20 protein-coding genes and 1 riboswitch are annotated in these 20343 nt (G+C 43.0%); of the genes, 2 read left to right on the top strand and 18 right to left on the bottom strand.

Annotated features, from left to right (window positions below):
• Nucleotides 1-9 precede the first annotated feature (9 nt).
• The 10 genes from MKX97_RS03525 to MKX97_RS03480 all read right to left on the bottom strand — a co-directional run bounded on the left by MKX97_RS03525 (nucleotide 10) and on the right by MKX97_RS03480 (nucleotide 12703).
• Nucleotides 10-711 (bottom strand): CBS domain-containing protein, encoded by a 702-nt coding sequence (locus MKX97_RS03525; protein WP_078817172.1) that lies wholly within the window; start codon nucleotides 709-711, stop codon nucleotides 10-12.
• Between the two features lie 149 nt (nucleotides 712-860).
• Nucleotides 861-1484 (bottom strand): class D sortase, encoded by a 624-nt coding sequence (locus MKX97_RS03520; RefSeq protein ID WP_078817171.1) that lies wholly within the window; start codon nucleotides 1482-1484, stop codon nucleotides 861-863.
• Nucleotides 1477-3495, bottom strand: coding sequence for a hypothetical protein (locus MKX97_RS03515; RefSeq protein WP_342536976.1), 2019 nt, complete (start codon nucleotides 3493-3495; stop codon nucleotides 1477-1479). The genes MKX97_RS03520 and MKX97_RS03515 overlap by 8 nt, the downstream gene beginning before the upstream one ends.
• A 20-nt stretch (nucleotides 3496-3515) precedes the next feature.
• Nucleotides 3516-4940 carry a hypothetical protein gene (locus MKX97_RS03510; RefSeq protein ID WP_342536975.1) on the bottom strand — a complete coding sequence of 475 codons (1425 nt, stop codon included), beginning with the start codon at nucleotides 4938-4940 and terminating at the stop codon, nucleotides 3516-3518.
• 164 nt (nucleotides 4941-5104) lie between these two features.
• On the bottom strand, nucleotides 5105-6424 hold the full coding sequence (locus tag MKX97_RS03505; protein ID WP_078817168.1) for a YjiH family protein: 1320 nt from the start codon (nucleotides 6422-6424) through the stop codon (nucleotides 5105-5107).
• 86 nt (nucleotides 6425-6510) lie between these two features.
• Nucleotides 6511-7764, bottom strand: a complete 1254-nt coding sequence (hutI, locus tag MKX97_RS03500) for an imidazolonepropionase (protein ID WP_342536974.1) — start codon at nucleotides 7762-7764, stop codon at nucleotides 6511-6513.
• Nucleotides 7765-9447: a urocanate hydratase gene (gene hutU, locus MKX97_RS03495; RefSeq protein ID WP_078817167.1), complete on the bottom strand. Its 1683-nt coding sequence runs from the start codon at nucleotides 9445-9447 to the stop codon at nucleotides 7765-7767.
• A 169-nt stretch (nucleotides 9448-9616) separates the two neighbouring features.
• Entirely contained in the window at nucleotides 9617-11047 is a 1431-nt protein-coding gene (locus MKX97_RS03490) for a response regulator transcription factor (protein WP_245799461.1), read from the bottom strand.
• A 298-nt stretch (nucleotides 11048-11345) separates the two neighbouring features.
• Nucleotides 11346-11999 carry a CoA transferase subunit B gene (locus MKX97_RS03485; protein WP_342536973.1) on the bottom strand — a complete coding sequence of 218 codons (654 nt, stop codon included), beginning with the start codon at nucleotides 11997-11999 and terminating at the stop codon, nucleotides 11346-11348.
• A complete protein-coding gene (locus tag MKX97_RS03480; protein WP_342536972.1) occupies nucleotides 11999-12703 on the bottom strand; it encodes a CoA transferase subunit A in 705 nt (234 codons plus the stop codon). Before MKX97_RS03480 ends, MKX97_RS03485 begins: the two co-directional genes overlap by 1 nt.
• A gap of 146 nt (nucleotides 12704-12849) precedes the next feature.
• A riboswitch (TPP riboswitch) is annotated at nucleotides 12850-12948 on the top strand.
• A 61-nt stretch (nucleotides 12949-13009) separates the two neighbouring features.
• Between MKX97_RS03480 and MKX97_RS03475 the strand changes: the two genes are divergently transcribed.
• Both MKX97_RS03475 and MKX97_RS03470 read left to right on the top strand, forming a co-directional pair.
• Complete coding sequence (locus MKX97_RS03475) at nucleotides 13010-13774, top strand: 3-oxoacyl-ACP reductase (RefSeq protein WP_342536971.1); 765 nt, start codon at nucleotides 13010-13012, stop codon at nucleotides 13772-13774.
• A 149-nt stretch (nucleotides 13775-13923) separates the two neighbouring features.
• Nucleotides 13924-14205, top strand: a complete 282-nt coding sequence (locus MKX97_RS03470) for a hypothetical protein (protein WP_342536970.1) — start codon at nucleotides 13924-13926, stop codon at nucleotides 14203-14205.
• Nucleotides 14206-14505: 300 nt separating this feature from the next.
• Here the strand turns inward: MKX97_RS03470 and MKX97_RS03465 are convergent, their stop codons facing one another.
• From MKX97_RS03465 to MKX97_RS03430, 8 genes are all read right to left on the bottom strand, one after another.
• The gene (locus MKX97_RS03465) at nucleotides 14506-16176 is read right to left on the bottom strand and encodes an acyl-CoA dehydrogenase family protein (RefSeq protein ID WP_342536969.1); all 1671 of its coding nucleotides are present in this window, start codon (nucleotides 16174-16176) and stop codon (nucleotides 14506-14508) included.
• Entirely contained in the window at nucleotides 16173-17678 is a 1506-nt protein-coding gene (locus MKX97_RS03460; protein ID WP_342536968.1) for an AMP-binding protein, read from the bottom strand. The genes MKX97_RS03465 and MKX97_RS03460 overlap by 4 nt, the downstream gene beginning before the upstream one ends.
• The gene (locus tag MKX97_RS03455; RefSeq protein ID WP_009765997.1) at nucleotides 17671-18060 is read right to left on the bottom strand and encodes a MerR family DNA-binding transcriptional regulator; all 390 of its coding nucleotides are present in this window, start codon (nucleotides 18058-18060) and stop codon (nucleotides 17671-17673) included. The genes MKX97_RS03460 and MKX97_RS03455 overlap by 8 nt, the downstream gene beginning before the upstream one ends.
• Nucleotides 18061-18239: 179 nt before the next feature.
• Complete coding sequence (locus tag MKX97_RS03450) at nucleotides 18240-18689, bottom strand: SRPBCC family protein (protein ID WP_245799460.1); 450 nt, start codon at nucleotides 18687-18689, stop codon at nucleotides 18240-18242.
• Nucleotides 18690-18928: 239 nt separating this feature from the next.
• Nucleotides 18929-19198, bottom strand: a complete 270-nt coding sequence (locus tag MKX97_RS03445; protein WP_342536967.1) for a hypothetical protein — start codon at nucleotides 19196-19198, stop codon at nucleotides 18929-18931.
• A 51-nt stretch (nucleotides 19199-19249) separates the two neighbouring features.
• Entirely contained in the window at nucleotides 19250-19378 is a 129-nt protein-coding gene (locus MKX97_RS03440) for a hypothetical protein (protein WP_281250646.1), read from the bottom strand.
• A 57-nt stretch (nucleotides 19379-19435) separates the two neighbouring features.
• Complete coding sequence (locus MKX97_RS03435) at nucleotides 19436-19846, bottom strand: DUF3021 domain-containing protein (protein WP_009766000.1); 411 nt, start codon at nucleotides 19844-19846, stop codon at nucleotides 19436-19438.
• Nucleotides 19843-20301 (bottom strand): LytTR family DNA-binding domain-containing protein, encoded by a 459-nt coding sequence (locus MKX97_RS03430; protein ID WP_342536966.1) that lies wholly within the window; start codon nucleotides 20299-20301, stop codon nucleotides 19843-19845. The genes MKX97_RS03435 and MKX97_RS03430 overlap by 4 nt, the downstream gene beginning before the upstream one ends.
• Nucleotides 20302-20343: the final 42 nt, after the last annotated feature.

Below are 20343 nucleotides of genomic sequence, written 5' to 3'. Positions count from 1 at the left end.
CCCATATCGTCAATCCAGCTTCAATAAATCCAATGGTGTTATAATGCCGATCAATTTTTCATCTTTTCCTCCATGCTCCGTAATGAGCAATGCTTCCAAACGATTTCCTCGAAGAATCGACTTCTTAAAAAACTCTTCTGCTTCATAAACAGATAATGTACTTTTTACAAAACGATACGTGTTTTTACGTTTTTCGTGATTATAAACATCGTATAATGTCGGTATTTCCCGGGAAATGTCTTCGTGTTTTTGATCCGCCAGCCAATTCATAATTCCATTAGCGGTAATCAACCCGATGAACCTGCCTTTTTGATAGATCGGTATTTGGTTGAATTTCTTCTCTCTTACCATCTTTAACCCCGTTGCCAACGACTCCTTCGCTTGTAACGTATGTACTTTTCTACTGAAGAGATCCTTCACTGTCATAGGATTAGACAATTTTTTCTCGATCATTTCAATCATTTCTACGATCACGTCATGGGGCTCCGCAATCGCATAATTCAACCCTGTCCGATTATGTATAATTGCATTCCGCAAACTCCCGAACTCCCGCAACTCCTCTTCATAATGTCGAATCAGCGCATTTTTCTCTTTTGCTTTGTCAATTCTTCGGGAAAACGAAAAATGATTTGGCATGCCTGTTAGTTTTACTAAGGACTTATCAATACGATTATACGCGACGATAAAACGGTCTGAGTTTTTAGGCGTCATCCTACTTCCCCCTTTCTATTCTAGGCAAAGTATATCATAATCTATTAATTTCCTGAGTCTTTTGAAGACAGACAGATATACAAGTTTAACTGAGTGGTCAACATACAGAAAATCCTTCAACCATAATAGATTGAAGGATTTTCCGATTGTTATTGTATACGTTTCGCTTGCACAATAAGCCGATATTCATTGGATCGTTCTGGGTAGCACGTGATTAATGACAACAATGCAATTCCATTTTGACTATCTAAAATTTCCACCTTCTCCGGCTTGACAATTTGAATGTCAAATACTTTGTAACGCTGTATTCCGTCCAAAGTTTCATAAGTGAACTCCTGACCCGCTTCCATTTCATGAAGCCGGTTGAAGTACTTTCCGAATACATGCGATTGATGGCCTGCAATCGCATAACTGCCGTCGATCACGCCTGGTTGATCCATGTTTTCAATAGCACCTAAACCTTCTGACAATGTCTGCTCATCAGCTCCTAACAGCACGGGGGCTTCCAAGTCGATTTGCGGGATATCCAAAATGCCTTCGATTCCTTCAAGTTTCGGATCCAAAGTACCATTTGGTAATGCAGGATGTATGTCGGAAGAATTCGCTGCTTCCGCTTTCATCGCAGCAAAAGCATTTAATCGTTCTGATTGCTGCTTTTTATTTGAATGTACTCCCGAAATGAGCAGTAACAAAGTCGCCGCTCCCGCAATAATCAAGATGTTTGCTATCCACTTGACAAATGAGCCTTTCTTTATTGCTCCACGCTCACTCATTTTTGCTCAGCGCCCATTGTCGTGCTGTAAAACCGCCGATCATTAAGAACAGAGCCAAGATAGCTGTAAGGGCAGGATCCAAAAATCCTCCTGTTGTTGGCAATTGTTCAAATGAATTAGATGCAACTGGCTGTCCGGCTAATTGGTTGGATCTATCATTTGTTCCAACTATATTGGCGTCGAATAATTGATTGTGTTTTGCAGGCGTCTGTGCCAACCATCCAGCAGCATTCAGATGATTCGGATTCACTGATCCATCAGAATTGTCGGCGTTTGGCTGTTTAACCGAACCATTGTCTCCCCACATACCATTCGGCTGTTCTTCACTATTCGAATCGAAGTTGTTATTCTCTTGCTTGGAATTCCCATTTTCTTCAGGAACGTCTACAATCGGCGGCGTGGTATCGTTCGAATCCGGGATTGGAGTAGTTTCTCCATTCCCTTCATTCGAATTGGTGCCGTCATTTTCTTCGTTATCCACCACAGGGAGAGCTGGATTTTCATCTCTATCTTCTGGAGACGTTCCTGGCTGTCCATCATTATCATCAGGTTCCGTTGTACCGTTACTGTCGTCGTTTGGACTTTCATCAGGATTTGTTCCAGGCTGAGTGGTTGGGGAAACGATAGCTATTGATGTGAACGTTTCATTAGACAAGATATCTGCTTGCACTTCACCTAGAATAGGTAAAGTTACGCCCAACGTGATGCCGCTTTGTTTTGTATAGGTTCCGTCTTCTGTCGTTTGTTCTTGTTTTCTTAGAATATTTACAGCCGTATCTTTTAAAAGCGTACCATTTAACCCAATCTGAGCTAAGCCTGTGGAAAGAGAAGATTGGTTTTCCATTTCTCTTTCGTGATAGTCTAAAACACCGATAGACAGATCGCCGACAATTGGAAGGTTCGTCACAATAGTGTTTACAATGCCCTGATCAAGTGAAAAGGAATCTTCATCTTTTTTCACATGCTGATCTAACACTCCTACATGCGTTTCATCCAAGATTGGAGCTTTTTCGATCGTCGCCTCCACTATGCCGCGATCGAATGAAGATGAGTTTTCAGCTTTTACAACATGAGAATCCAAGACCCCTACATGGGTGTCGTCCAGCAAACCTGGCGTCGCTACATCTGCTTCGACTACTCCACGATCACTTGTGATGCCGTCTTCAGTCTGCTTCACATGTTGGTCTAAAACTCCTACATGTGTTTCGTCTAAGACCGGAGCTTTTTCGATTGTCGCTTCTAATACACCACCATTATAGATAGATGAGTCTTCACCTTTTACAACGTGGGAATCCAAGATCCCTACATGGGTGTCATCCAGTAAACCGGGTGCTTCTAAATCCGCCTGCACTACCCCTCCTTTTTCTGTATAGGAATCATCCGTCTTCTCCACATGTTTGTCGAGCACGCCGACATGCGTTTCCTCCGCTACGGGTACCTTTTCGATATTCACTTCCACTACACCGCCATCGTATGAAGTGGCTTCATCTGTCGTTTGGTGTTTCTTCTCTGCTATGCCAACTTCCGTTTCTCCAACGATTGGCAAATCATCCGCAGTGACATTCGTGATTGCAGTAGAGGTTTCAGACGTATCTAATTGCTGTGTTTTTTCTTCAGCGATTACGTCAACCTCTACATCATCTGTAACAGGTGTCGACAAATTCACAGTAGCAACAGCCTTCTTTTCTTGCGTTGTTTCCTGTTGGTCAACCTTTTTCACAGGTGCTACATCCACTTCCAGATTATCAACGATACCTTCGCTAACCTGTACTTTCGCAACAGATTGTTCACCTGTTTCAGACGAAGGAATTTGAACTTTCACATCACCGACAACTGGTACATCTTCTAAATGAACGTCAAGGAGCGGCTTTGCTTCATTCTGATCATTGACCTCTAAGGCAGTGTCCGTAGATTCGTCTGTTTCATTTGCCTGTCCTGCAGATGGGAATAAATATATCGATGCTCCGACAACGAATGTGATTCCGACTTGTTTCATCCAATTTGTTTTCATAATAATTCTCTCCTTTTTTATTAGTTAAACGCTAACGTATAAAAAAGGAGCTGTTTGGGCGGTTGCCCAGGTGGTTCATGGACCCATTGCAATTTACCGATTGTGCTTTCCAAATACCAGCGATTGCTGACCAATTGAACATTCACTAAGTATTCGCTCGACAAGTCTGCACTTATATTTACATGTGAACTACTTACAGAAGAAGATGTTGTGGTGATTGATGAAGAACCCGTCGTAATGAAAGCTTCAAAAGGTGCTGCTTTCACATTCTTTGTCACAGATCGATTCAAATTTTTGCCGTTTCCCTCATACTGTCCAGGCAAGTTCATCTTATATGAAGAGTTTGAACCAACAGGCGTGCGTTCTTGTTGTTCCATGAATTGCCTAGATACATATAGTTTGTGCATTAAATCTGCAGCTTTGGACGCCTCGTGCAACCCATCAGATTTCAAAGATGAATTGATCGCTTCCTTCTGAATATCTTCAGATTCTACTTCTAGTTCAAGATCATCAGGCTCTTTTTTCGAATTAAAATTAGACTTATTCAAAGGAACGGACGGAACTCTCGCAATCTCCGTATTCTGCTTTTCGGAGGTTATCACTTCAGAAGGAAATTCAGGCTCTTTCTCCATTACAATTTCATCTGGTTTCTGTATTGTACCAACCACTGCATCGACTGTTTCAGAGACTGTTTGATCCGTTGTACCTTTAACAGTATCGACGGTATCCTTCATTAGTTCTGTCGTTTGGTCGACGACAGGTGTCACAACAGGCAACTCCGGCAACTCTTCCGTTACTCGCGCAACGTCTTGTACGATTCCTTGTACCATTTCCGTTGTTTCCTCTACAATCGGTACTGTACCGTTGACCGTTTCGCTTATAAAGTCGGCGGTATCTTCCACTACCCGCTTAATGGGTTTGTCAGTTGATGCTGTCACTGTGTTGACCGATTCGTTCACGAGATTGACTGTACGGTCTGCTGTAGTTGAGGTAAAATCGACTGTCTCTTCTACCACAGGATTAGCATGTGAAACGATGGGTACTTCTTCAGTGATCTCAGTCACGTTTCCAGCAGTCTCTCGGACAGTTTCAGTTGTTTGATTCACAACTGGTATCGTATTTTCCACAGTGCCCTGTACAAACTCTGCAGTCCTTTCAACGATTTGCTTTACAGGCTTTTCAGCAGGTGGTTCCGCTACACTTTTAACAGTATCTTCTGTAAATTCAACCGTTTGTTGGACGGTTTTACCTGTCATCTCGACTGTTTCATTTACCACATTACCGGCAGAGGATACCGTATCTGCCACCACATCCACAACACCCGATATGATCCCTTTTCTTTGCTTCGGTTCCTGTTCTGCTTCATTTTCTTCGGCATGCATTACAATAGGTGCCATTCCAATTAAAAATAATGTCATAAAAACTATTTTCCATTTTTCCAACATCACACCTCCTTCCTACTTATAAAGATAGGGCAGATTTTATCCCTTAAACCCTGCCTACCCACTTCATTTCTTCCTAAACATGGAACAACGACCAACCTCATGACGGTTTTCCAAAAATACAAAATCAACCCCTCCATCATAATGATGAAGGGGCTCTATTTTATTTATAGTAGTAAAAACGCAAGCGGCGTGACAATGATGATTGTTAAAATAACACGCTGAATCCAAATGATAACCAACTTGGGAATGGAAATCGGAATCTCAGTCGCGACGATACAAGGAACAAGCGCAGAGAAGAAGATGATCCCAGACACCGACACAACGCCTACAATGAACTTTGAAATCAAAGCAGACTGTACAACGAGCGATGCCGGTAAGAACATTTCGGCAATTCCAAGTGCACTTGCTTTTGCAACTAACATCGGTTCAGGAACTTGCATCAAATAAGTGAACGGATAGAAAATATAACCGATCCAGTCAAATACCGGTGTATATTCCGCTAGCACAAGACCTAATAGCCCTATAGATAGAATGGAAGGCAAAATCGCCATCGCCATCATCAATCCGTCCTTCACATTAATCCAGATATTTTTTACGAGTCCAGGAGCTGAAGAAACCGTTTCCATTGCTTCGTCCCAAGCTGCTGCGAAACGACTGCCTTCCGGTTTCATCTCTGGTTGCGGTGTAGAACCTTCATAATACTCATCCTTCATGGAAGCAAGCGGCCAAATACGCACCGTAATCCCTGTTACGATGAAAGTGACGACAAGCGTAAGCCAGAAATATAAATTCCACATGCTCATAATGTCGAGTGTTTTTGCTACGACTACCATGAATGTCGCAGACACCGTGGAGAATCCTGTCGCAATAATCGCCGCTTCTTTCGCAGTATATTTCCCCTCTTTATATACACGATTCGTAATGAGCAGTCCGAGTGAGTATGAACCTACAAATGAAGCAACAGCGTCGACTGCGGAACGTCCTGGTGTTCTCCAAAGCGGACGCATAACTGGCTGCATCAGCACACCAATAAACTCCAACAATCCATAACTAACAAGCAACGCAAGAAACGCCGCTCCAATTGGGACTAGCAATCCAACTGGAATCACGAGTTTATTCAATAGGAAGGGGCCCATATCCGGTTCGAATAACCAGGCTGGTCCAATATTGAATATGAGAAGAATACCTACTACAAGTCCGATTACTTTAAAGAACGAAAATACGATATCCACTGTTGATTTCTTCCACGTTCCTGAAATAAACGGATAAGCGGCTCCAGCAATCAAAATGAGTAATGCATAATACGGTAGGACAGCGCTTACATTCGTCTGAAACCAAGTCACGATATGGTCCAGCATAATCGAATTGTTGCCGTTGATTGTTACAGGCACAAAAAACATAAACGCACCAATCGCACTATAGACAAAAAACTTCCAAATACCTGTATTTGTTTTACTCGTTGCTCTTTCCTTCAATTGCTCCATTCTGTTCACCCCTCTAAGATGTCTATGCACTCAGAAACGTTGTAAAAGAACGTCGTGTTGAGACGTTCTTTCACAGTTTCTATAAGTCAGCCAACGATTAATTGACCTTTTTTCCATACTTTATCTACATGATTCACACCGAATAGATATTGCAACTCCTGATAGCTCCCAATATCCCACATCACGACATCGCCTTGTTTGCCAACTTCCAATGAACCCGCACGGTCTTCTACTTTAATCGCGCTCGCTGCGTTGATCGTTGTGGCAACTAACGCTTCTGCAGGCGTCATGCGCATCGAAATGCAAGCCAAGTTCATAACAAGTGGCATGGAAGTGGTCGGAGAGGATCCCGGATTGCAATCAGTGGAAATGGCGACTGCCATCCCCGAGTCGATCATCTGTCGTCCTTTTGCTGCTTCTTCACGAAGGAATAATGCAGTTGCAGGTAGCAGGCACGCAATCACTCCAGCCTTCGCCATATCTTCAATTCCTTGATCGGAAGCTTTCAATAAATGCTCCGCGGAAATAGCTCCGACTTTTGCAGCCAGTTCTGCGCCGCCGTATGATGCAATTTCATCCGCATGAATTTTAGGAGTTAAGCCGTGCTTTTTACCGGCTTCTAAAATTCGTTCAGATTGCTCCGGAGTGAAAACATCCTTTTCACAGAACACATCATTGAATACTGCCAATTTTTCTTCTGCGACAACAGGAAGCATTTCATCAATGACTAAATCAACGAATGCATCTTCATTGCCTTTATACTCTCTTGGCACGGCGTGAGCGCCCATGAAAGTAGGCACGATTTCCAGCGCATGCTGTTCATTGAGACGTTTCGCTGCACGCAATTGCTTCAGTTCCGTCTCTAAATCGAGTCCGTATCCACTTTTTCCTTCAACCGTCGTAACTCCATGCTTTGCGAATGAATCCAAACGACGGGATGCTTGTTCCACCAGTTCATCTTCTGTCGCTTCACGTGTCATGCGGGAAGTAGCGTGAATCCCACCACCGGCATTCATGATGTCCATATATGTTGCACCTTCAAGACGCATTTCAAATTCCTTTTCACGGCTTCCGCCATAGACAATATGTGTATGAGGATCGACGAGGCCTGGCGTAACCAGGCGTCCCGTTGCATCCACAATATCTGCTTCATTTGCACGACTTGCATACTGTTTTTCCAACTCTTCCGTTGTACCGACAGCCGCGATTTTGCCATCTTCAATCCACACGCTTCCATCCTCAATGATGGAAAGATTCGACATGTCTTTCCCTTTACGCGGTCCATTTTCACCTGAAATTGTTGCTAGTTCTTTTGCATGTTTAATCCATACAGGTTTCAATTAATTTCCACCTTCCAACATCGGGATTTTGATTCCTTTTTCCTTTGCTGTTTGAATTGCGATATCATAGCCTGCATCCGCGTGACGTACTACACCCATTCCTGGATCCGTTGTCAATACGCGCTCTAGACGTGCTTCTGCTTCTTTCGTTCCGTCCGCTACGATAACCACTCCGGAGTGCTGGGAATAACCCATACCTACGCCACCGCCGTGGTGAAGAGAAACCCAAGTTGCCCCGCCGACAGCATTGATCATAGCGTTAAGGATTGGCCAGTCAGATACTACGTCTGAACCATCTTTCATTGACTCTGTTTCACGGTTTGGTGAAGCTACAGAACCTGAATCCAAGTGGTCACGGCCGATAACGATCGGTGCGCTTAATTCGCCGCTTGCCACCATGTCATTGATGATTTTACCGAAACGAGCACGTTCTCCGTAACCCAACCAGCAAATACGGGAAGGCAGTCCTTGGAATTGAATCTTTTCTTGTGCCATTTTGATCCAATTGCAAAGATGCTTATTGTAGCTGAATTCACGCAAGATCACTTCGTCTGTTTTGCGGATATCTTCTGGATCTCCAGATAGAGCTACCCAGCGGAAAGGCCCTTTACCTTCGCAGAATTGCGGACGGATATACGCCGGAACGAATCCTGGGAAGTCAAATGCGCGTTCAACGCCTTCATCTTTTGCCACCTGGCGAATATTGTTACCATAATCAAATGTAATTGCACCTTTATCCATCATCTCAACCATAGCTGCTACGTGCTGAGCCATAGCTTTTTTCGATAGACGTACATATTCTTCTGGATCAGATTCACGAAGTTTCGCTGCATCCTCCATAGACATTTTAGATGGAACATAGCCGTTCAGTGGATCGTGAGCAGATGTTTGGTCAGTCAATACTTCAGGAATAAATCCACGAGAAAGCATTTCTGGTAATAGATCGGCTGCATTTCCTACTAGACCGATAGAAAGTGCTTTGCCTTCTGCTTTCGCTTCTTCTGCAATACGAATCGCTTCATCCAATGAATCTGTCTTCACGTCTGTGTAACGAGTTTCGATACGGCGATCGATACGTGTTTCGTCTACATCGATTCCGATACAAACTCCGCCAGCCATTGTAACTGCTAGAGGCTGAGCACCACCCATGCCGCCTAGACCGGCAGTCAACGTAATCGTTCCTTTCAGTGAGCCGCCAAAGTGTTGGTTTGCAAGCTCAGCAAATGTTTCATATGTTCCTTGAACAATTCCTTGAGAACCAATATAAATCCAGCTGCCCGCTGTCATCTGTCCATACATCATCAAGCCTTTTTTATCTAGCTCGTGGAATGTATCCCAGTTTGCATACGCTGGTACGATATTAGAGTTTGCGATCAATACGCGAGGTGCATTTTCATGAGTTTTGAAAACAACTACAGGCTTACCTGATTGAACAAGCAACGTTTCGTCATTCTCTAATTCTTTCAATGAACGAACGATCGCATCAAAGCTCTCCCAGTTACGCGCCGCTTTACCGATTCCTCCGTAAACGACCAATTTGTCGGGATGTTCTGCCACATCTGGGTGCAAGTTGTTCATCAGCATGCGAAGAGCTGCCTCTTGCTGCCATCCTTTCGTATTAAGTTCAGTACCTGTATATTGAATCACTTTTTCTGCTGCTATATTTGTTTGTGTACTTGTCATTTTAAATACCTCCTCATAAGTTACTCTTAGTATACTAGCTGTAAAACGTTAATTACGTTATATTTTATTGATTATTTTATATTATATTTACAATATTTAAAGGAAACCGTTTTCAATTGCATTTTATTGTTGCCTCATATAATTAATTTTCAATATTCTTTGAGCATTCCTATGATTGGCGGTATTCATTAGGCGTTCGGCCTACCGCTTCTTTAAAACGTTTACTAAAGTAAGCAGGATGAGAAAAGCCTGATGTTTCCGCTACTTCAGAGATGGTTAAATCCGTTTCTTTCAATAAACGCTGCGCTTGTTCAATTCGGATGCCAAGCAATGTATCTCGGAACGACTGTCCTGCTTCTTTCGCATATTTCCGGCTGAGCGTACTTTTATGGATTTTCATTTCTTCCGCGCAGGCAGCTAAGTTCCAAGAAGAATCCCAATAATTCATTAAAATCCGCTCTCTTACCTTCTCATCGAAGTCTTGAGAAGTGTACAGGTCACTGGATGTCCGAATCAATTCGCCGCTAAACGTAATGAAGGATTGAATAATATGATACATAACCGGTTCTTGAATCGTTTTATTAAACAGAGCATGATATGCCTGTTCTAATTTTGAAGACTGTAAGGAGTTCGCCATCATATACCGACGCATCTGCGCTAAAATACTCGTTAGCCGCACGCGCACCATCCCAGGGTTCGGATATGGCGGTTCCAAAGTCAGAAAGTCGTACTCCAACCATTCACGAATATTCGTCAGTTGCTGCTTCTCCAGCATTTCAATCCACTTTTGCTGATCAATCGGCGACAAAAATGGGTCGAGTTCCTTCCATTGAAAATCTTCTTCAACTTGCGTAAGAATATCATAGCCGTCATAGAAAATTCGCTCATGGAACAGGCGCATTTTTTTGTAGAACGCACGATAGCTTATTTCTTCATCCGCTATATATAGATAAATCGTCAGCAAAGCTTCCGATTGACCCTTCCATTGTGAAAAAAACACTCGATACGCTTCATGCAATGGCTGCATTTCGCTCAACCGATGAATGACCAGTACATGATCCGAAAACGGAAACACTTGAAATGCCGCCGGAAAATCATAGCGCTTCAATTTTTCAACGAGGATATCCAACGCTTCTAAATCGGATATCGCAAGCAGGCTCATACAAATCGGCTGTTGTGGTATCGTGTCTCGGATGAGTAAATCCTCATAGGATACACTGTTTTGCTGCTGTGCAAGCGGCTGTTCACGATCCGTTTTTTCATTGCGCCAATGAAAACGGATTTGCTGGACTTGTTTCAGCAGGCGTTCAGGTGGGAACGGACGGAACAGCACGTCTTCGGCTTTTAGCGTAAGTGCCTGATAGACCGTCTGAAATGTGCGGTCTGAAGAAATGCCAAGCCAGAGTGCATGAGCAGGCAAGTCGACGTCTTCTTTGCTGATGAAGTCCATGTCGATGATGTATAAGTAAGCGTCTTGAAATGTGCGCAGTACGTTTGGTTGGTCTGTTATTTCGACCGCCACGTCGTTCCATTGTGATGTCAGCAGCCATTTTAAGCCTTGTGCTTCTAATGGGTCTTTTATAAGGAGCAATATTTTCATTTGTCGTTCACCTCGATGCATTGTTGTTATGTATTGTAGCATTATATTATGGGAATTGCGTTGTTGGTTAATGAGCGGCTAGTCATGGCGGGTATGAGCTTAAGCAAAGGGCTTATGAGCGAGATGACGGGAAGTATGAGCACAGAGCAAGGCTTTATGAGCGGCAAAGCAAGACCTATGAGCTCAAAGCTAGGCTTTACGAGCGGCTACTGTTATTTATTGATTATCGGCAGTCGATTGACACAATCTCCTTCTTATTTCCATAAAAGAACTCTGCCTAAATTAGACAGAGCACTTATCATCCTATACAATTGTCTCCCCGAATCAAATCAGCTTCCGTTGATTCAATAACTTCCTCTGCCGTAAAACCGTCAAATACTTCTTTCAGCACTAAACCTTTTGGAGTCACTTCAATTAAAGCTCGTTCGGTAATAATCTTATCCACGACTTCTTTTCCTGTTAGCGGCAGAGTACAGCGCTTTTTAATCTTCGGTTCACCGCTTTTAGAAACATGTTCCATTATGATGATCACTTTTTTGGCACCATGAACCAAATCCATCGCGCCACCCATCCCTTTAATCACTTTCCCTGGAATCATCCAATTGGCCAAATCTCCTGTTTCAGACACTTCCATTGCGCCTAAAATCGCAACATCCACATGGCCGCCGCGGATCATCGCAAATGATTCGGCACTCGAGAAGAAAGCAGATCCGGGAATCGTTGATACCGTTTCTTTTCCAGCATTGATCAAATCAGGGTCGACATCTTCTTCTAAAGGATACGGCCCAATGCCCAATAATCCATTTTCCGACTGCAAAATGACTGTTTTATCAGCTGAAATATAGTTCGCTACAAGTGTTGGCATACCAATGCCTAAATTGACATAGTCGCCGTCTTTAATTTCCTGCTCTGCCCTTTTCGCAATACGCTCTCTAAAATGAATTGGTTTCATTAAGCTCCCTCCCCTTTCTGCCGAGTCGTCAGCCGCTCAATTCGTTTTTCTTGTTTTGCCTGTATTAAGCCTTGCACATAAATGCTTGGGGTATGGATGTGAGCAGGATCTAGTGCTCCAACATCTACAATCTCTTCCGCCTCAGCAATTGTAAATTTAGCTGCCGCCGCCATAAGTGGGTTAAAATTTTGCGCCGTTTTATTGTAGATCAAGTTTCCCAAACGATCGGCTTTCGCTGCCCGAATCAATGCGAAATCCGCACGCAAAGCTTCCTCCAATAAATACTCCTTGCCATCAAAGACCCGCTCTTCTTTTCCTTCTGCAATCTGTGTCCCGACTCCAGCAGGCGTATAGAAAGCCGGTATCCCCGCGCCGCCTGCACGTATCTTTTCAGCCAACGTTCCTTGCGGTGTCAGCTCGACTTCAATTTCCCCTGCCAATACCTGGCGTTCAAATTCCTTATTCTCCCCAACATACGATCCAATCATTTTCTTGATCTGCTTCTTTTGCAGCAACAAGCCAAGTCCCCAATCATCCACGCCACAATTATTTGATATGATTGTTAAATCTTTCACTTCAGTTTCTACCAATGCCAGAATCAGCTGCTCTGGTATCCCAACCAGTCCAAATCCGCCAACCATTAACGTTGCTCCGTCTTCAATATTTGAAACCGCTTGCAAATTTGTTGAGTAGATCGTTTTCATACGTTTCTCCTCCTGTTCTTTGCCAGTGCTTCACCCTTATTTTATTTTAACAAATGATTCAGATATTTGCATGAAACTATGAAAAAGAATGGTAATTCATAGTATTAAAATGTTCCTAATGCTATACTTCACAGACACATACATAACAAAATCACTGGGGGTGCCTATTGGCTGAGAGGAGAAAACTCCGACCCTTTGAACCTGATTCGGTTGATACCGACGGAGGGAAGTGGCATTCTTTTCAGCGGCCGCTAACTTTCAGTGGTCTTTTTTTGTATAAACCTATGAAAAAAGGAGCTGGATGGATTGGAATTGAAAGATCAAGTAGTATTGGTGACAGGTGCAAGCAGAGGATTGGGCGCGGCAACTGCGAAGGCATTTGGCGAAGCAGGTTCAAAAGTTGTCGTGAATTACTTTAAAAATAGTGATAAAGCTCAGCAAGTTGTGAATGAAATTGGCAGTGACCGAGCAATTGCACTGCGGGCAGATGTGCGGAATCTAGATGATCTGCAGTTATTAGTAGAACAGGCTAACCGTCATTTCGGACAACCAATTACGACAATCGTCAATAATGCATTAATCGACTTTTCTTTCAACGGCGATGATCGGAAACAGTTGGATGCAATTGAATGGCAGGATTATCATAAACAGTTGGAAGGTTCTGTGGGGGCAACACTGAATACACTTCAAGCAACTCGGGAAGGTATGACACGATTGCAGTTTGGTCGAATCATCAATATCGGTACAAACTTGGTGCAGAATCCTGTCGTGCCTTATCACGATTACAATACGAGTAAGGCCGCTTTGCTCGGTATGACGCGAAGCATGGCAAAAGAGTTAGGACCAGATGGTATCACCGTCAATATGGTGTCAGGTGGGCTTTTACTGAAAACAGATGCTAGCGCTGCTACACCGGATGCTGTGTTCGATATCATTAAAGCCAATACACCGATTGGGCGAGTCGTCACTCCAGAAGAAGTAGCCGATGTGGTTGTTTTCTTCGCTTCTCCTTCCAGCCGTGCCATCACAGGACAAAATCTTGTTGTGGATGGCGGATTGGTAATGGATTAATAGAGTTATTTCTTGATTTTCTGCATGGTTAATTGGTAGAGCAAGCTTACATTCAGTTGCACCTCCTTGCCGTTGAATTCATCAAATGAAACGGCACAGTTCTCTCACGTTTTTCGACATACACTAAGAGAGAAGGAGGTGCATATTTTATGTCATCAAGAAAGTTTAGACCTTGCAACAGCTGTGACTCTTCGCATGTATCGAATCGGGAGACTAGATGTTATGACGAAAAGAAATTAATTCATATACTCGTCGATTTAATGATGGGTGATCCTATCGAAATCACATTGAAACAATCAAAAAATATTCAGCATAATGGCTATTACTTAGAATTCGACAAAAACAATCGAGTTATCCATTTTCAACCGTTCGGAGATGCAGATGTCAAAGAACTCGCCTTGGCTGACATTTGCACGATCAGATATAGCTGACACTAGAATGTTTGTAAACTGAAACGGAGTCGTTCGATGAGTCTATGGTTAGCAGTAACGAGGGATCGGTTCATCCTTCCCAATTCAGTAGAAAGAAACCTTTTATGAGCGCGATACACAGTTTAATGAGCGAGTTCCTAGTTGCTATGATCGCTTGGCAGGAGGATATGAGCGGTTGACTGGAATTTATGATCGTGTATAGACACTTTATGATCTTCGACAGCAAAATGATGCAAAAGTAAGAAGGGCAGTTCAGGAGATCACTCCCTGGACAGCCCTCCATTTATACAGTCTTGCTTTTCAGATTAATTCCTCAAAGCATTCCACTGTTTTCATCGGTTCGCCTGACTTACGCAACCCCCATGTATCTTCCATGAACACCTCTGCTAACTTCTCATACTTCCTACCATACTTTGCAGCCCACTCCAAACTCACGACGCTTTCATATACGTCCGACATGCGTTTCATCCATCTTTTCGCTTCAAATGTTTGCAAAGAATAATCATAGGAAGCAAAGGCAGTCAATCCTTCCTGCACACTATCAATTTCTCTATCTAGTACTTGCGTCAATCCGCATTCCTCTAATGCAGACAAACGGCTCTTCATCTCATCGACAAACAAGTCATGAGCTTTGAATTTCGTGACCAAACGAATTAATTCCAACGCTAAAATATTTGCCGTCCCTTCCCAAACGGTTAACACTTGTGCATCCCGTAGCAATCTCGGCGTAACAAAATCTTCTATATAGCCATTGCCGCCGTGCATTTCGATTGCTTCATGAGAGAAGTGAATTGCCTGTTCCGCTGTTTCCTTTTTAATCAATGCAATAAAAAGTCGATTCAGCACTTGCTCGCGTTCATCCGCTTCTCCATCTGTAACTTTTTCATATAGTTTAATGAAATCAAAAACGGTTATTGTTTCCGCATGTAATTTTGCCGACATTTTTCCTAATGTATCACGCACCATTGGATAACCCGTCAAACGTTGACCGAATGCATTTCTACGACTTGCATAGCTCTTGGATTCCAGCAATGCTCTGCGCATGATGCCTAGAGATGCAACCGCATTGCAGATTCTTGATAAATTAAGCGCTTCGAGCATATAAGCCAAACCTTTCGTCGGATCACCTACAACATAGGCAATCGCCCCGTCAAATTCCACCTCACCTGACGGCACAGCGCGCACACCCAGTTTATCTTTGAGTCTGCGAATACGAACTCCGTTTAACTCCCCGTTTTTCTTGCGCCAAGGTACCGCAAACAACGTCAAACCTTTTGACCCTTCAGGCGTACCTTCCATACGAGCCAAGACCATCACCACGCCTGCCATTCCGGCATTCGAAGCAAAATACTTTTCTCCATACAATCGATACTGCTCTCCTTCTTTCACCGCGCGGACAACATTTGCACCTACATCGGACCCACCTTGCCGCTCCGTCAAAAATGTAGCACCTTCGAATAAAGGCATTTCACCCGTTGCGCAAACACGGGGTAAAAACAGTTGTTTTACCTCGTCATCCGCGAAATGATCCAATAAATACGCAGTTGCCATCGTCAGCGTTACAGGACAATAGAAACCAGGCTCTGCATGAGACAACAGAAATCCTTGTGCAAAGCTATACGTATAATTCCCCTTATGTCCAAGTTCGGGAATCTCTTTATGGACATAGCCGACAATCCCTGTATCATACGTTTCCTGTACGGTTTGTCGATACCCTTCATTGACCCACACTTCCGATACTTCTTCACCAAACTTATTGTAACGAATTAGACGCGGTTCCCCTTCTCTGTCCGTATGCACAGCTCTTCGCTCAATATCATTCGCACATGCTTCACCGAATGAATGAAGTTCACGTAATGCATACTTAAGAAACGGACCATCCAGTCGCTCACGTAAAATTAGTTCCAATGTTTCATCACCAACAAAAAAGTTTTCCACTTCATAACGTTCAGTTTCCTCCAATACTCTCATCCGACAGTTCCTCCTTCTCGCAACGGTTGTTTTAGAATCTTCCCAGAAGCATTTCGAGGCAGCGCATCGACTTGTTCATAAATCCGCGGAATTTTGAATGAAGCCAAATGTTCTTTCAAATAACCTTTAAGCGCTTCCTCATCAATTCTTTCAGAAGCGGCAAATACGACCTTCACCGTCTCACCCCACTCAGGATGCGGTACACCAACTACCGCAACTTCCTTCATATTAGGAAATTGAACGATTTGTTCTTCAATTTCTTGCGGATAGATGTTGACCCCGCCTGATAAAATCACATCTTTCTTTCGACCAATAATCCAATAAAATCCATCTTCATCTTCCATCGCCATATCACCAGTCCGCAACCAGCCGTCAAAATAGGTCTCCCGTATCGCTTCCTCATTTTTGTAATAGCCAAGCATATTTCCTTCACCAAAGAGAACGATCTCACCTACTTCACCTGGTATTACATTTTTTCCTGATTCATTTACAATTCGCAGCTCTGTGTGCAGCGGAGCACGCCGCCCGATACTTCCCGCCTTCGCATCATGTTCAGCAGCCAGCAGTAATGCCCCGCTCGGTCCCGCCTCTGTCAGTCCATAAACACAGACCAGATTGTCCGAGCGGAATGCAATTTTCACTTTTTTCACTTCTTCAGCCGACAGCGGAGCCCCACCATATACCCACCATTTCATGGATGATAGGTCTGCATCTTGTAATTTTGGATTGCTTGCGGTCAGTATATATGCAACAGGTGCACCAAAAAAGTGTGTTGTTCGTTCTCGTTCCACCATTTCAATCAATAAATCCGGAGTAAATGTCGGTGTTATAACAAGTGTGGATCCCACAAGCATACCTGCCATCAAAAACAAGTGAAGCGGTGCTGAGTGACTGAGCGGCATCATCAGCAAGATGCGACTCTCCGGTTTGAATTCCATTTCCACAGCAATCATTGAAGCAACTGTCAAGATATTTCGGTAGCTAAATAACACACCTTTCGGGCTACCTGTCGTCCCGGATGTATATAAAATGGTGGACTCATCGTCTTCTTTCAAATTACACGAAATTGTAGTTTCTTCCCCTTGAGACAGCACATCTTGAAAATCAAACCAACCATCCACTGCGCCACCTGTCTTAATCTTCAGTGAAGGCGCTTTCATTTTACTTGCTGCTTCAAACACTAAATCATGTGCAATCAATACTTTTACGTCCGCGTGCTCAAGAATGTATTCCAATTCCCGTGCTGTCAACTTCACGTTAATCGGCACTACAATCGCCTCGATTCGCTGTGCTGCAAAATACGAGATCACAAATTCTTCTACGTTCGGTAAAAACAACGCTACTTTTTCTCCTTTCTTTACGCCTTGTGTCCGCAACGCATTCCCAAATTGATTAACAAGCCGATCCAGCTCTTTGTACGTAATTTGCTTTTCCCTACTGACAACTGCCTCGTGTTTCGGATACTTCCGTGCATTACGAGACAATAATTGTGAACTATTCATTCCCTTCATCCCCTTTCGATTTTTCCAATTTGCTATTGAATACAACAAGCAGCTGCTCCATTTCGCGCTTCATTTCTTCCAATTCCTGAATTTTCAACTCAACTTCTTCGATTCGCCGTCTACCGTATTGAATTGTCCGTTCCAACTGTTTGCGCCCGGTTCGGTCTTTATCGAATAACAACACCATTTCTTTAATCTCTTCCAATGAAAAGCCATATTTCTTTCCACGAACAATCAATTTTAATTTGACAAGTTCAGAAGCTGGATATAGGCGCTGATTTCCTTCTGACCGGGCAGGCGAAAGCAAACCAATCTCTTCGTAGTATCGGATCGTCCGCGTGGATACATCAAACAGATCCGCTGTCTCCCGAATTGTTTTCACTTCACCTCCTCCTTTCTATCATTTTCTAAATAGTAGCATTTACGTTAACGTAAAGGTCAAGATGATAATTTGCCCCGATACGCTATGATGCGGTTAAGACCAACGATCCCCCTTAAAAGAAAAAGGTCGTCATAAAAGTCAGATGCCACTGACTTTCACAACAACCTCTTCTATCATCGTTAACTATTTTGCAGTTTTTCCCCTACAGCCACCGTCAAATCGCGCACAGTTTGCGGCACATAGCTTTTCATCATCGAATTCATAACCGACCCCATCATACCCTTGCCCGAAATATCAAGGTAGCCTATAAGATCTGTCGTCTCTCGATCAACTTCATTCAGCTGAAAGTAGCCGTTGCCTTCCAAGTTTTCATTCAGTCCTTCGAGTTTAAAAGCAACTTTTGAGTTCTCTGACCGTTCCGCAATATCAACCTGCATCTCGATATTTTTTTGGATCATCCCAAGGTCCGCACGAAACTTCCAGGTGAACTGCTTTTCATTGGCTACTTCGTGTTCGATATACCCCGGGATTAGCGGAGCCCATTGATTCATATCATCCAAAAATCTCCACACTCTATCCACCGGCGCTGAAATCTTGATTTCTTCCATTCCATTCGGCAAATGACACACCCCTTTTTCTTTGTCATGAAGAATAGTATATCATTATAAGATTATGTATTGCACTAATAATTCCGAATTTAAAGTTATATAATCTTGCTTAACTCGGCTTCAAAAGCTGGTTTATTCGGATATATTATAAGTAGGTCTTGGATTAGTGCTTGTTTTTCAGGTTGCTTGCTATCCCGCCAAGCCGTTGGATCATCCCGCATACAACTCAATAATTGAATCCACTAATTGTTTAATCCCTCTTAGACGTCTCCCTCTCCCTTCGAATAAACAGCCAATAAGCGTCGTTTCAATACCTCATCTCGTTCTGTTAAATCTCTCACGATCTCAATCAATACTTCATTCGATAACGTCTGAAACATTTCTGTGAAAGGATCATCCGTCACCTCCACCCATTGTGTGGCAGAAGGCGGAGTCTTACCATCCAATTGTTCCGCCAGCTCAAAATAAGCTGCCACCTCATGCTTACAAACAGAACTATAGTCATACGGACAGTTGCATGATGAAAACAAAATCGTTCCCTCATCACCTATGGTTACAGTTACTTCATATTTTTCACTGCCCTAAATAAAGAAAGTATACGTTCCTTCTTGTCGTTTACGGGAAGAACTGACACGACCATCACAAAAATAGTTCCAACCACGGGTCACAATCTTCTGATTCACATGCTCTTCGAATTGATAAATATTCATAAGTCGCTCCTTCTACCGATTTTCCATTATTTTAGCATAGACCAGCTCATTAGACGCTTACCACTCTTTCAACTCTTCATTCAGCTTTTTCGCTTCATTTGCATAATACAAATAAAATCCAATCCAGCTGGCAATGTACAGTCCTAAAAACAGACCTGTAAATGTCAAAAAGCTCTTAGCCGTAAAAGTAAACCAGCCGATACCGAAAGCAGTGATAAAGTAAAGAATCAGCACGGTAATGAAGTGATACAAAGTCTGTTTCAGCAGTGACCAACTTTCATTTTCAAAATAAAGTGGGGTGACACTGAAAAACCAGCCACAAAAAATTGTGCCTAGAGCGTTCTTGACGAACACATCTGCTTTTAGTGTTTCAAGATCGCTTGCATATATGGCCAAACTTGTAATGACGACTGCCAGGAAACCACCAAAGAAAATACCAATCATACTGCGGAATAAAAAAGAGTTCATTCCTTACTCCTCCTTTTCATTTTAAGCGCTTCCTTGATCCCGTTGACGTATGTTCTTGAAACATATTCTTTCGTCCCAGATTTAAAGTATACTGCCAGTGTCCCGTTAAAAGAAGCTTCGAAACGGCTCAATTCATGGAGATTGGCAATGACCGATTTAGAGAGCCGAATAAAACGACTTGATGGTAAAACGGCTTCCAATTCATATAGTTTTTCTTTCACTAGAAAGGAACCATTTGCAGTGACGGCAGCAACTCCAGATGACGTTGCGTGAAAATAATGGATGTCCGCCGGTTTTAAGATATGCTGCATCTCTCCATCCTTACCTACGATAAAATCCAGTTCCTGTCCTTTTAAAAAGTCCAAAACTTCTTGGATCGATTGATTCATTTCTTCGCATTCAATGGAGACTGTTGTCCCTTTATTTGCACTATCGATATTCAAGAAAACTTTCATTTCGAGAAACCCCTCCCGACAATAGTGTAAACGTTTCTTTCC

Source organism: Sporosarcina sp. FSL K6-3508, assembly GCF_038615825.1.
In the GTDB taxonomy this organism is placed as follows: domain Bacteria; phylum Bacillota; class Bacilli; order Bacillales_A; family Planococcaceae; genus Sporosarcina; species Sporosarcina newyorkensis.
Note: the sequence above shows the minus strand (reverse complement) of the source record. Positions and strands in the feature narration are given on the sequence as shown.

Excerpts from the sequence above, each read along its gene's own strand:
- MKX97_RS03525 (WP_078817172.1), bottom strand. The coding sequence starts at position 711 with ATGACGCCTAAAAACTCAGACCGTTTTATCGTCGCGTATAATCGTATT.
- MKX97_RS03520 (WP_078817171.1), bottom strand. The coding sequence starts at position 1,484 with ATGAGTGAGCGTGGAGCAATAAAGAAAGGCTCATTTGTCAAGTGGATA.
- MKX97_RS03515 (WP_342536976.1), bottom strand. The coding sequence starts at position 3,495 with ATGAAAACAAATTGGATGAAACAAGTCGGAATCACATTCGTTGTCGGA.
- MKX97_RS03510 (WP_342536975.1), bottom strand. The coding sequence starts at position 4,940 with ATGTTGGAAAAATGGAAAATAGTTTTTATGACATTATTTTTAATTGGA.
- MKX97_RS03505 (WP_078817168.1), bottom strand. The coding sequence starts at position 6,424 with ATGGAGCAATTGAAGGAAAGAGCAACGAGTAAAACAAATACAGGTATT.
- hutU (WP_078817167.1), bottom strand. The coding sequence starts at position 9,447 with ATGACAAGTACACAAACAAATATAGCAGCAGAAAAAGTGATTCAATAT.
- MKX97_RS03490 (WP_245799461.1), bottom strand. The coding sequence starts at position 11,047 with ATGAAAATATTGCTCCTTATAAAAGACCCATTAGAAGCACAAGGCTTA.
- MKX97_RS03485 (WP_342536973.1), bottom strand. The coding sequence starts at position 11,999 with ATGAAACCAATTCATTTTAGAGAGCGTATTGCGAAAAGGGCAGAGCAG.
- MKX97_RS03480 (WP_342536972.1), bottom strand. The coding sequence starts at position 12,703 with ATGAAAACGATCTACTCAACAAATTTGCAAGCGGTTTCAAATATTGAA.
- MKX97_RS03470 (WP_342536970.1), top strand. The coding sequence starts at position 13,924 with ATGTCATCAAGAAAGTTTAGACCTTGCAACAGCTGTGACTCTTCGCAT.
- MKX97_RS03465 (WP_342536969.1), bottom strand. The coding sequence starts at position 16,176 with ATGAGAGTATTGGAGGAAACTGAACGTTATGAAGTGGAAAACTTTTTT.
- MKX97_RS03460 (WP_342536968.1), bottom strand. The coding sequence starts at position 17,678 with ATGAATAGTTCACAATTATTGTCTCGTAATGCACGGAAGTATCCGAAA.
- MKX97_RS03440 (WP_281250646.1), bottom strand. The coding sequence starts at position 19,378 with ATGAATATTTATCAATTCGAAGAGCATGTGAATCAGAAGATTGTGACC.
- MKX97_RS03435 (WP_009766000.1), bottom strand. The coding sequence starts at position 19,846 with ATGAACTCTTTTTTATTCCGCAGTATGATTGGTATTTTCTTTGGTGGT.
- MKX97_RS03430 (WP_342536966.1), bottom strand. The coding sequence starts at position 20,301 with ATGAAAGTTTTCTTGAATATCGATAGTGCAAATAAAGGGACAACAGTC.